This is a genomic window from Chitinophaga sp. SVR4-12A (genome assembly GCF_056754765.1).
Genome location: NZ_JBPGWP010000001.1, coordinates 874,316 through 887,348 on the forward strand (window position 1 = coordinate 874,316; position 13,033 = coordinate 887,348).

Annotated in this window: 7 protein-coding genes; all 7 read right to left on the minus strand. The window is 47.3% G+C overall.

What is annotated here, in order from left to right; all coding sequences use genetic code 11:
- Positions 1–2: 2 nt before the first annotated feature.
- The 7 genes from ACR9Y8_RS03385 to ACR9Y8_RS03415 all read right to left on the minus strand — a co-directional run bounded on the left by ACR9Y8_RS03385 (position 3) and on the right by ACR9Y8_RS03415 (position 13,023).
- Positions 3–2,081, minus strand: coding sequence for a discoidin domain-containing protein (locus ACR9Y8_RS03385; RefSeq protein ID WP_481211823.1), 2,079 nt, complete (start codon positions 2,079–2,081; stop codon positions 3–5).
- Between the two features lie 98 nt (positions 2,082–2,179).
- Positions 2,180–4,609 (minus strand): GH39 family glycosyl hydrolase, encoded by a 2,430-nt coding sequence (locus ACR9Y8_RS03390; protein ID WP_481211824.1) that lies wholly within the window; start codon positions 4,607–4,609, stop codon positions 2,180–2,182.
- Positions 4,610–4,632: 23 nt separating this feature from the next.
- Positions 4,633–6,735: a beta-galactosidase gene (locus ACR9Y8_RS03395; RefSeq protein WP_481211825.1), complete on the minus strand. Its 2,103-nt coding sequence runs from the start codon at positions 6,733–6,735 to the stop codon at positions 4,633–4,635.
- Between the two features lie 20 nt (positions 6,736–6,755).
- Entirely contained in the window at positions 6,756–8,699 is a 1,944-nt protein-coding gene (locus ACR9Y8_RS03400; RefSeq protein ID WP_481211826.1) for a glycoside hydrolase family 97 protein, read from the minus strand.
- A gap of 24 nt (positions 8,700–8,723) precedes the next feature.
- Positions 8,724–10,178 carry a cellulase family glycosylhydrolase gene (locus ACR9Y8_RS03405; RefSeq protein ID WP_481211827.1) on the minus strand — a complete coding sequence of 485 codons (1,455 nt, stop codon included), beginning with the start codon at positions 10,176–10,178 and terminating at the stop codon, positions 8,724–8,726.
- A 28-nt stretch (positions 10,179–10,206) separates the two neighbouring features.
- Positions 10,207–11,424 carry a glycan-binding surface protein gene (locus ACR9Y8_RS03410; RefSeq protein WP_481211828.1) on the minus strand — a complete coding sequence of 406 codons (1,218 nt, stop codon included), beginning with the start codon at positions 11,422–11,424 and terminating at the stop codon, positions 10,207–10,209.
- 21 nt (positions 11,425–11,445) lie between these two features.
- The gene (locus ACR9Y8_RS03415; RefSeq protein WP_481211829.1) at positions 11,446–13,023 is read right to left on the minus strand and encodes a RagB/SusD family nutrient uptake outer membrane protein; all 1,578 of its coding nucleotides are present in this window, start codon (positions 13,021–13,023) and stop codon (positions 11,446–11,448) included.
- Positions 13,024–13,033 lie beyond the last annotated feature (10 nt).

The following is a 13,033-nucleotide window of genomic DNA, read 5'->3' on the forward strand; positions in this document are numbered from 1 at the left end:
AGTTAATAGGTAATCACATCCAGCTCAGCATAACCTGCCGCATCATTATGCTGGGTATTGCGCAATGCACGCAGTCTGATATAACGGGCTTTTACCGGCTTAAATTCCTTCACTTGCCACAATGGGTTATTCTTAATATTAGAAAACTCCCCCTCATCCGCTATTTTCCAGTCTTTATTATCCTCTGACACATAGAACTGGTAGTGCGTAATGATTCCCTCTGTGCGGCCCTGGCCTGGCAGATATTTGAAACCGGATACGTTCTCCGTCTTACCCATATCAATATCAATATCTGCCGGCAGCTTTTTGTCATGTTCCTGGTACCATGCTGTTGCAGGGTCTCCGTCTATAACACGGTTAACTTTATCGTCATCAATACCGGCTATTTTCCAGGCTTTCCTGGATATGTCAAATTTCTCCCCTGCTACGGCACTGCTTTTTTTCGATATTGGATCATAAACGATCGCTTTTACGGTCACTTTTCCATCCGTTTGTACAGGTCTTTCGTACCGCTTTGCATCCTTTGTAGGCATGCTGCCATCCAGTGTATAATAAATAACGGATCCCTTATCGGCAGGCCTGATATACACCGAGCCGGACTGATCCCTGATAATTTCAGGAGCCATCAAAATAGGAGGTGCATTATAAACTCCAATATTGGATATAAGGGGGCAGCCCTTTGCGCCTGTAATGGTAAAACGTAACTGCGTAGCAGTTACAGCCGGGAAAAGCAGGATACGTTTGTAACCGATGGTAGTTCCGTTCGCCAGCTCCTTCCAGCTGCCGTTTACCAGGCCCTCAACCTTAAACGCTTTTACCCGCTGGCCTAATCTTATATATTCCTGGGCAAGAAACCGGTTAAAAGTAGTGAGCTTACCAAAGTCAATAGTCAGTGTTGCGGCTGTTACTGCATCATCAGTTGCCCAGTAGGTGTCCTTATTTCCGTCCACTGCCATGCTTGCAGCGAATATTCTTGCGTTGCCACGCACATTTGAAGCGCTCACTTTCTTCTTTTCAGCAAGGTTCACTGCAAATGCTTCTTTTACGGCTTTCGCCAGCGCCAGCGCCGCTTTCTCATCGGTTTCGTGGATCAGGCCTCTCCTGTCTACAGGAAAATTCAGCAACAGGGTACCGTTACGTCCAAAAGAGCTGTAGTAGGTGTTCAGCAGATCGGGCAGGGATTTTACGCGGCTGTCTTCATAGGCATGATAGAACCATCCGGGACGGATGGAGGTATTAACCTCAGCCGGCACCCAGGAATCACCGTTCTCTACTCCATGATGCAACATATCATACGGTACTTCTCCGGTAGCATTCAGCAGGCTCCAGTTCGTTTGCCCCACATAACCACCCTCTGTACCTACCCAGCGCAGATCGCCGCGATCCCCACCATCGTTCCATATAACGATGTTTGGCTGCAGCTGACGTATGAGCTTGTAAGTGTTCTTCCAGTCATAATAGGTAGTACGGTCTATTTTACGGGTTTCCCTGGCGCCGCCATAGTAGCCCGAACCACCATTAGCTCCGTCAAACCATATCTCAAAAATATCCCCATAGTTTGTAAGCAGCTCTTTCAGCTGATTTCTGAAGTAAGTAATGTATTGCTGTGTTCCATACACTGCGCTATTCCGATCCCAGGGAGATAAATAAATACCCAGCTTCAGGCCGTATTCTTTACAGGCATTTGCCAGGTCACGAACAATATCTCCTTTGCCACCGCGCCACGAAGAATTTTTAACAGAATATTCAGTATACTTTGATGGCCATAAACAAAATCCTGAATGATGTTTGGCGGTAAGAATGATCCCCTTCATACCCGCTTCTTTACAAACACGGGCCCATTGACGGCAATCCAGGTTCACCGGGTTAAAAATTTTAGGGTCGTCTTCGCCAAACCCCCATTCCTGGTCGGTAAAAGTATTGGTAGATAAATGGATGAATGCGTAATATTCCATCTCCTGCCATTTCATTTGGTTTTCAGAAGGAACCGGTCCGCAGGGAGCGGGCGCCTTGGTTTGAGCGTAACCATTCAATGCCAAACATGCTGCAATTATTATTACAGTATAAATTTTTCGAATCATAACATTATGGTTTTTATCGCTTACTATTATTGACCAGGTCAATGTACTTTCTGATTGTTTTTGACATTGAAACAGCGCTTTTTTATTACCCGGTATAGTCACAGTTTGATAATATTCAAAAAGAAAACATCGTTCTCACGGATCTCCAGCTCTTTTGCAAAAGGCACTCCGGCTTTTACTGTAACAATTTCCCTTGTGACGGGCGAACCATCGTTTTGCTTCTTTATTTGTTCCACTTCCTGCCTGTTAAGCTGTGCAGGTATCCCCATCGAGAGATAGGTGGAATAGGCATCGTTGCAACGGTAACCTACTTTATATACTTCAAGCGAATACATTCCGGCAGGCACGTTTGCAATGTTGATCTTCAGTTTTCCTTTCGGTCTTGAAGGAAGATCGCGGATATAATATTGCTGATTGTGCACAGAATCTCCCGGATGCGTATTGGTAAAATCCCAGGCCAGCACCTGTATATTCCCCGTTGAGTCTCTGCAAACCCATGAAGTGGAATCAGTATTTACCAATTCAATATTTCCCAGCCGGTTCATAAACTGGTAGGCATAAAATACCGGCTTATTAATGCCCTGCGTGTTCAGCATTCCAAAACCTCCGTGAAAAGGCGTAAAACGAGGCCCCGGCTCTTCGAAAATATCGGTAAAAACCCAGTACGACATTGAGTTGGCAGCCTTTCCAACCTGCTTCAGCTTTTGCAGTACATAGGCTGCTTCGTGATAGCTGTCATGAATGGGATCAGCCGGCGTATAGGATGCGCTCCATTCGGTGTAATGAAGCTCCAGGCCAGGCATGGCTGAAGCGGCAATTTCTTTTCGTGACTGAAGCACATCACCGCTCACGCTCATGGGATTTTTATCGAGCACGGTACCTGAATTGCCAAATTCGTCGAGATATCCCTGCTTTACACCATAGGCATGCGTGCTTATAAAATCTATGGGTACATTATTCTTTTGGCAGTATGCAATCATTTCCGGTTCCCAGGCAGCACCGGCAGTGCCTGGCCCTCCAACGCGATAAGAGGAATTGACACTTTTAATAGCTTTAACACTATAGGAGTATAACTTGAAATAATCTTCCTGCGTTCCTGCCCAGAAACCATCCAGGTTAGGTTCATTCCAAACCTCAAAATACCAGGTCTTTACTTCGTTGGCTCCGTAACGCTCTGTAAAATGCCGGGTAAGGTTCTGCACCAATGCGGCCCATTTTTCGTAATCCTTAGGAGGAGTTACGTTACCCCGCCACCAGAAGATCGTCTTGGATCCACTGGCCAGTGCTGAAGGCATAAAGCCCAGCTCAACAAAGGGTTTCATGCCAATGCTTTGTAAAAAATCAACTAAAGCATCAATGTACATGTAGTTGTAAACCGGGTTACCTTTACTATCCTCGGTATATACAGCCATGTCATCTGTTAACAGCCCGTGCATACGGATATACCTGAAACCACATTCTTTTCTTACATATGCAAGCTGCTGCTGCCAATCTGCCCGGAGCCCTTCATTGGCCCGGCCTGCGCCCACACACTCGTTAAACATGGTATTGAGCTTGCCCGCTGTTTTGTTGACATCAATATTGATCGTTCGTTCCTGCACGGCTGGCTTTTGCTGTTTTGTCGTTTGAGCAGGCAGTGTGCTGATATACCTATTCAAAAACAAATACAGGTTACGATCCCACTCAATGTTATCATGCCCATTGGTGTCTACATTCCAAACGTGAGGAATGCCCACCTCTTTAAGGTACTGATGGGCCTTTTCGCTGATGCTGAAAAGGCCATCTCTGTTACCACATCCCAGCCATAGCAGCTTCAGCTTTTCCCGGGCGGCTTTAATATCCGGGATAAATGGGACGTCTGTATACATACCGCCAAACTTATTCGTATTAGGTGCGGAAGAAAACCCGCCTATATTGGTAAATATGTCCAGATGGTGCAGCCCGATATTCAATGACTGTCCGCCCCCCATAGATAAACCTGCTAATGCACGATGTTCTCCATCATTTATAGTCGAATAATGTGAATCGATGTAAGGAATTATATCCTGCAATAAATCCTCTTCAAATGGCTTTCCGTAACCTTCAAAGTTATCTGCCCTTCCTGAGCGACTGGCCGCTGACGTATCTGCCACTGTCAGCCTGGTATCGCAGTTAGGAAAAACCATTATTACAGGTTGTATTTTTCCATCTGCAATCAGGTTATCCACAATATTATCCGCCTGACACCATTCCGTCCATTGACGGTAGTCTTGGCCCAAGCCATGCAACAGATATAGTACAGGATATTTCCTGTCAGGAGAATATCCCGGAGGCGTATACACATTCATTTCCCGGCGTTTCCCGAGTGTCTTTGAGCTGTACCGGACAACTGTTAATTTTCCGTGAGGTACATGATCACGCTGCACATTAAATCCCACCGGAGGATCAGGAAAAGTGGGCACCCTATCCATCATCGTATCTGTTTGTGCCAGGCAAGTATGAGCCACCATTACCAATACGACCGAAATAAACCAATACCTGTTATTCATTGTATTTTCTTATAACGTTAATTTCATTCGCTCCAAACCAATACCCCCGCTGGTTCCAGTACCTTCTTTCCGATGAGGATACTGGACCGGTCGGGTATTTGCATTTCATAATCAGCAGAGGAATAATTCACGGCTACATAAAAACCGTCCCGCCAATAAACATATACCCCCGGCGGATAGTGTTCTGTGGAAGCACCTGCGTCATGATAGATCTCCTGTAGTACATCCGATTCCAGTTTCGAATCATCGGTATCTACTCCGATATATGTAACACTACCTTTCCCTGCTTTATGCTTTACTACTGCAGCTTTTCCACTATAGAACTGGTTGTCATATATAGCAGGAGCCGTTGTATTTTTATCCGGCACCAGTAAGTCGGCCCAGTTATTCCAGCTGTAATGAGTAGATTTCATCAGGATATCTCCCCGGGCACTGCCTGAAAGCATATCGGTTGCTTTCACCTGTGCCCCTATAAGGCCGGATAAGGGTGCGGCCCATTCCGCTTCCCAAAAATGTCCCATACGATCTTTGGTTGCGGTACGGCAGGTAATGATCAAATGCCCTCCCTTAGCAGCATATTCACTCCATTTTTTCACCAAAGCACTATCGGCCATTTCGTATGCCGGGACTATTACAAACCTGTATTTCGACAGATCAGCCGTTTCCGGGATCACATCTACCGGTGCGCCGAATGATTTTGCAATCTCAAGAAATTTAATCGGGTAATTCCAGGTGTCCCATTGCAAGGTTTGTTTTTGCCGGTCAATAGTCCAGTAATTTTCCAGGTTCCAGAGAATGGCTGTTGACCGGGCCGCTAGCTTTGCCGGCATGGTAACATTCGGCTTATATTGTCTGCGCAGCGATTTTATTTCTTTCATGAATTGCATATACTCCTCACCGCCCTGTGAAGGCGTTACACCATCCGGCAGTATGACGCCGGCATGGTATTGCTCTGCACTGTAATTAATCTGGCGGAAGCGGTAAGAGCTGGCTAGTTTACCCCCTGCTGCAAAGGTGTGGTACAGCCACATACGTACGGTACCCGGTAAAAGCAGCGGGTTATAGCTGCCCCAGTTCACCGGCCCGGGCTGAATTTCCATTACACCGGATACGCCACCTACTGTTTTATAGTATTCAGCAGCAAAGAGAATGACCTTACTATTTCCCAAACGAAAGCCCTGCTCGCCGATATTGTTGGTACCGCCATTTGGATAGGCGGTATAAGTGGCAAAATCAAGTTGATTCGTCCGCCGCGGATCAGCACCTGTGGAAACCGCTGTATAATTGGTTGTTATAAACTGCTCCTTCAAAATATGGCTCCGTAATGTTGCCGCCTCAAAATCGAGAAATTCTGCCTGGGCATCTGCCGAGTACCTTTTAAAATCAAGCAGTGCATGGGGGTTATTGCCCCACCAGCCTACCAGGTTGGTATTGGGAATAATGACCTGGTCAAAATTATTGTACCACTGGCTCCAGAAAGCAGCTCCCCAGGCAGCATTTAATGCCTCAATGGTTTTGTATTTGTTCCTGAGCCATTGCCGGAACGCTTCCTGCGAAGAAGGGCTATAGTCAGGTTTGGCATCCGGCTCATTATCCAGCTGCCAGCCAATCACATTTTTATTCTGACCATAGCGCCTGGCCATCTCTGTTACAATGGTTGCTACAAACCGGCGATAGGCAGGGTTAACGATTGATCCTAACCCCCGTGTGCCATGCTCGCTACGGATGTAATGACCATCCATGACGAAAGTTTCAGGATAATTCGTCCTCATCCAGGCCGGCGTGGCCGCAGAAGGTGTGCACATCAGCACTTTCAGGTTATATTGGGCGCAGAGGCTTATCACCTTGTCGAGCCATTCAAATTCAAATTTCCCCTCTTGCGGTTCCAATTTAAACCAGGCAAATTCGGCCAGGTGCACAAATTCATAGCCCATACCGGCAATCTTCCTGATATCGCGTTCCCATTGCTCTTCGTTCCAATGCTCAGGATAATAATAGATGCCGGTTGTAATGAGATCCTTCTCCGGAAAAAAGTGGCTGCCTTCCTGCGCTGGCGCGTTCGCACTTGCCATCATTACGCCGGCTAAAGCGAGTACAAATTGCCTTATTATTTTTCTCGATTTCATCAAATTGCTATTCAATACATTCATTTATTAAGCTCAACCGGATCGGAAAGTATTGCCACAAACCCACCTCTGCGAAGCATTTCAACTTCCACCGTGCTGGATCTGTCCACCACCAGATACCGGGTTGTAAGCGCTTTATCATGTGTGCCATCACTAATTAATGTCAGCTTGCATTGAACGCCTTCCGGTAAAAAGCTGAAGCTGATCTTCTCTGTTCTTTCATGCATGGCCGCACTGATCCCTCCGATAAACCATGTGTTGTTTCTGCGGCGGGCCACTACAACATCTTTACCGGGATACCCAGCCAGCAGGCGGGTATCATCCCAGGCGGCCGGCACTTCCTTAAGGAATGCCTTCGCTGCATCCGGCAATTGATGATAACCCTCCGGGCGGTCTGCCAGGTGCTGGATACCAGATTCAAAAACGATACTCAGCGCCAGCTCATGCCCATAAGAAGTAGTATGTGGATTTTGAGAATTGGTAAAGGTAACCGGCGTGTAATCCATCGAACCCACCACATTGCGGGTAAACGGAAGAATGGTGTTATGCACTGGTGCGGCAGTTGTAAACACCGGGTCATAGCAGTACCACTCCGCCCCGCGTACAGCTTCGCTGGTCATCAGGTTGGGGTAGGTTCTTGACCAGCCCCGTGGTACCAGGCAACCATGGAAATAAACCATCATTTCAAATTTAGCCGCATCCTCAAGAATATCGAGATAGTACCTGATCATGTCTTGCTTCTCACTCTCAAAAAAGTCAACTTTTACCCCTGCTACGCCCAGCTTCTTCAGCCGGGTAAATTCTTCCACTCTCTTTTCATGGGTGAGCAGCCTGTCGCGGGGAGTTGAACTAACACTTGTATGAGGGCCGCCTGAATTGTACCACATCAATGGCTTCACTCCTTTTGAATGAATGTATTGAAGGGCATCTTCAAGATGGCCGCCGTTGCTCATTGAATCCCATTCCCAGTCGAGCAGCGTATAAGGCCAGCCCATTTCCGCAGCCAGGTCGGCAAACTCACAAACAATTTTATAATCCTTTGTGCCGTGATTGCTCGACCAGTAATTCCAGGAGGCAATCCCCGGTTTAATCCAGTCGGTGTTCTTTACAACGGAGGGGGCAGCAACATCATCCACTAATGTAGATGCTACAATATCCGCCAGCGTACCTATCATTATCACGCGCCAGGGTGATTGCCAGGGAAGCGTTATGGAAGGTTGCGATGTCCCCTGCCCTCTTCCATCGCGCGGGTCCGGAAATGTAAGCTTGTAGGTGGATCCATCAGCTGTGTTACTGAGCTTGGTAGCACAATAAGTCCTGTTTACATCTGCTTCATGCAGCAGAAACCAACAGGAACTGTCTTTCGATCTGAAAAGCGCCGGGTAACACCATTCCCTTTCCTGTACGTTGCTATTGCTCATTGAATCGTAGCACTCTTCGTTGGCAGTATTCCACTTTTCCATCCAACGCATTGTTTCTTTGGGAATGGAATAAGCAGTCAGTTCATCTTTTACGACAAACTTCCCCTCCTTTTCCGGGAATTCGTAGCGGAAAGCAATGCCATCGTTGTACGCCCTGATGATAACATTCAGCCGGGCTTTGGAAGGATTCTCAAAAGAAAAGATTACCTCATTAGCCGAATTGGCGCAAACAGCTCTTTTTCCATGCAGTGCGGTGTATTGTTCATGGATGAACCTGGGTTTACCCGCGCTGAGGAATTTCAGCTCTTTTGAAAAATCCTGGTCGCTGCGCAAGAGCCCCAGCGCAATATGTGGAATAGCGTCTGATACCTTTCCATTGCTATTGTAAGAGGCTTTGATATACCACCCTCCGACATCATTATTTTGTGCTGAGAACAGGGCCACACTAATCCGCTGATCCGGCGATTGAACTACCGCCTTCTGCGCAAATGACGGTAACGCGTGCAAAGAAAAAAAGAGAATGGAGACAATCGCAAACTTCATATTCACCATGTTTGTATTTACCAGTTATTTACTACCCGCCACGATGGCATTAATCGTCCGTTGATCCAGCACGGTATTACTCCGTCTGTCCAAAGCGCCGCCCGTATCCCAGTAAAAGGGCTTAAGACCATTGGCGATGGCCTGTTTGGTCACATAGGTCAACCAATAATCCACCGCATCATTATGGGTGGCCAGGTCTTTGGGCACATACTTACTGTTGTCGCGCCTGTAGGTTCCATATTCGCCCATGATGACAGGGATCTGTTTATCGGTGTATTTCGTTTTCATCCTGGCGAGAGAGGCGTTTACATCACTTTCCTCGCCCCAGGTAGCATTCCGCTCAGGCTCAATGGTAGAATGATGCCCTGTACCCCAGTAATAAAACATTTTACCCCAGGATGCATCGCCATCCATCAGCAAACAGAACTGGGATGGGGAATAATAATGCACTTCCACCATCATCCGGTCTTTCACAGGATCTGTGGGAAGGACATTCATCAGCTCAGTGGTTTTCTCAATATTCGTTGAAGGACCTTGTACCACCAGCACCCGGTAGCTGTTACGTCCGCCGGTAGACCGTACTGCATTAACGAAAGTTTGATGATAGCTGGCAAGTATTGCCATTTGCTCAGCATTGTCGGCCGGGGGCTCATTGGCGCTTGCAAACATCAGGTGCTCATCAAAATCACGCATAGTGGTTGCAATTTGTTCCCAGAAAGCCTGCTGCTTTGCATTCACCGAATCCTTTTTCTGGCTGTTAATATTGTTGTCCAGCCAGCCACCATCCCAGTGGATATTAAGCAGCACATACATATCGTTTTTGACGCAGTATTGAACCACCTGCTTTACCCTGCTGAGCCATTCATCCTGGATCTTAGCGGTAGCTTTATCGGCATGCTGGTCCCATGAACAAGGCAGGCGGATAGCATTAAATCCCTGCTGTTTTACGAATTGAATGTAGCTCTCGGTAATTAAAGGATTCCCCCAGGCGGTTTCCCCGCCAATTGCTTCGAGCGTATTTCCAATATTCCAGCCCAGCTTAAATTTGGCAGCCAATTGCACGGCAGAGCTTCCCATGCCGCTTGCATCAGCTGGCGCAGGCGACAGGTTATAGCCCGGGTAGATCCCGCTGGCTTGTGTTACATTGATCCTGCGCACCTGGCTGTTTCCTGCGCTCACCTCCAGCACTGCTGAACGTGCAGCGCCGGTGGTATTGGTCACCGCAGTTAGCCGGATGGGCGCCTTGCTGCCATTGCCGCTTGCCGGGCTTACCTGCAGCCATGATGAAGCGGGGTTACTGATAGTCCATTGTACGTTACTGGTGATAGTAACATCAGATGTGCCCCCGTTTGGCTGAAAAGCAATTTCAGATAAAGAAACCGACAGCTCAGGCGTAATAGTATTCTTCTTACTACAGTATGCCGACATTACCGCCACCATTAAAAGGCCGATAAGCGCATACCAACTCCTGGTTTTCATATTTGTGTATTTGGTTAAAAATTTTTCGTTACCTGATCTTCACCACCCTGATATTATCAATAGCTGCCTTTAAGCCGGAAGCCGATGGTGCTGCGGAAAAGTTCTTGGTCTGGATATTTACCGCTCCATTACCACTGGCGCCCAGCAAAGCGGTCAGGCTCGCAGCTGCAGAGCCTTTACCATCATTGCTTCTGAACATTGATAATGGAATGGTCACTGTACGCCACCCCTTTGTAGAGAAGGGAGATACCACACCATTCGTGCCCTGCCAGGGCTCATAGCGGGCCATATAGTCAAACGCATAGCCTTTTATTACATAAATAGAAGTACCGGTCCATGCGCCGGGAACGCTGATCTCAAACTTAAGCCCGTATTCATCAAGCGGAAGGCCTAAGCTATCGGCAGGAACCCACTGTACGTCGTTGGTATTTATACTGCGTTGCCAGTCCCACCAGGTGCCATCACCGGCGGGCAGAATCCCATTGCTAAGCACCGCATAATTGCCTTTGTTGCCGGGAAAATTGACGCTGCTGTTATCAATACCCGTACCCCAGTTGAAAGTATTGATCTTATCAAAATCACAGAGCATCCCTGTTGTAGCATCATTTACATTAAAGGGAGTGGAAGCTGTGCCGGATTTTGTAACTACCACTACTGGTCCGCTTTGTGTAAGCGCCGGCAACACAAAGCCCACGGAAGTCCCATCGCCGGCGGTGGTGTATTTCGTAACCGGCGTACCGGCAAAAGTGACCTCTTCTATAAAAAATAAATTCAACCCGTTGATATAAACGGAATCGCCCTCATTGGCATTTTCGTTGGAAATGCTTGTGATGCTGGGCGGCGGGGCCACAATACCAAATGTAAAAGTGGTAGTCCCCTGGCGGGTAACGTAGCGGATGGTGTTCAGATCTTCTGCAGACACCGACGGAAACGGTATCACGGCAGGTACCAGCACAGTCGCGCTGGTGTCGGAGAACATTACGCTGTTGATGCTGGCAGGTATGCCATTAAAGGAGATCTGTACAGCGTTTTTTAAGTTATGCCCGATCAATACCACCCATTGACCGGTGGTGATGTTGTTCACAAGGGTATCGGCAGGCGCCGCTGCATAATTCCTGACACTTGTTATAACAGGAGCGCCTTCTGTTGCCTCCTTTTTACAGCCGGACTGCATACATGCAAAGGCCGTTGCAAGCGCCAGTAACAGTAAGCTTCTATAGTGCTGGTTGAATATTTCTTTGTTCACGGTATACTGTTTTAGTATTGCTTAATAATATGATACCGGAGGTTCCAACAATTTCGGGTTGGCAGTAACCTCAGAAGAAGGTATTGGGAAAGTGAAGCTTTGAATAGTTGCAGGTGTAATAACACCATATGGATCTGCAGGCGTTAAAACACCATTTGGCAGGGTAAATGTCACCCGTTTTTCCCCGTTCAATTTACTGATTGCCTTTGCCGGGTTGTAGTAAGACAACCTGACCAGGTCTGTCCAGTATTGTCCCTCCCCTGCAAGCTCAATTCTTCTCTCATTGATCAGGGTGTCTATATCTATTTTAGTAGTTGGATTAATCCCGGCCCTTTCACGAACTTTGTTAAAGTAAAGCAGCGCCTCAGCATCGCTGGTAGCGCCGCTGTTACCAAGTATGGCTTCCGCATAAATGAGGTAAACATCTGCCAGTCTTAATAATGCATTGTGCTCGGTAGAAGAGGTCAGGTTCATCGTTGGCGCATTATTATCCTTGTTCGTACCGATAATATGCTTCTTCAATCCGCAATCACCTGTAAATTTATATCCTCCGCCCGCTGCGTTCAGCTCCGGGTAATAATCACCATTGATCATAAAGGTAGCCTTACGCCTTACAGAATCCTTCGTGGTGTACAGCTGGTACATATCTATGGTTGGGCGGATATTAAACCAGCCGGCAGAGCCATTGGCAGATATTTCCGTACCGCCGGGAGAATAGATCTGCAGCATATTTCCTTCCAGCCAACCGCCACCGGGTGCCCACTGCAATGCAAACAATGACTCCGGGTTGTCGTTAAACTGGCTTTTAAAGAGGTTAGCATAATTAGCTACCAGTGCCAGGCCACTATTCTTACATACGTTACCTGCGTATTTTCTTGCGCTATCCAGGTATGCCTGATCCCTGGCGCCTCCATGCTGGTTTAACCCGGCTACCGTCAGATAAACCTTACTTAACATGCCTTGTGCAGACCAGGTCGTTACCCTTCCGGCAACATCCGCCGGCGGGAGATTTCCTGCTGCAAAGGTCAGGTCGTTAATGGCGAATTTATATACGTCTTCGGTTTTTATGCGGTTAATCAAAGGAGATATGATCAGTTTACTGTTATCTTCAATAACAGGCACAGCACCCCATAACACCGCCAGGTTGTAATAGGCAAATCCACGTATAAAGCGGGCCTCAGCAATAGCAGCATTCTTGTCCTTCTCCGGGATGGCATTGGACGCCTTCTGCGTGATGGCATTAATGGTTACATTACAGTGTGCGATAACATTATACATCCCTTTCCAGTTAGAGATCATAATGCCGTTTAAGCCCGTAACCGTAAAAGTGTTCAGCTGCACGGCATCTCCCCAGTAACCAACTGCCATGTTTCCACTCAGCACATCGCCTACGGGTAAATAACAGTTATAATTCCAGTCTCCCCAGGGTGTACCGGCATACAATGCAGCTGTTGCCAATCTAAGATCATTGGAGGTTTGATAAAAGTTATCAGCACTTATCTGCGACAGGGGTGGCCGGTCTAAAAAGCTTTTGGAGCATCCCGTTATAACGATCGTAGCTAACAGGAAAGCTATTATTTTACCCAATATTGATCTCATAACTATTTAT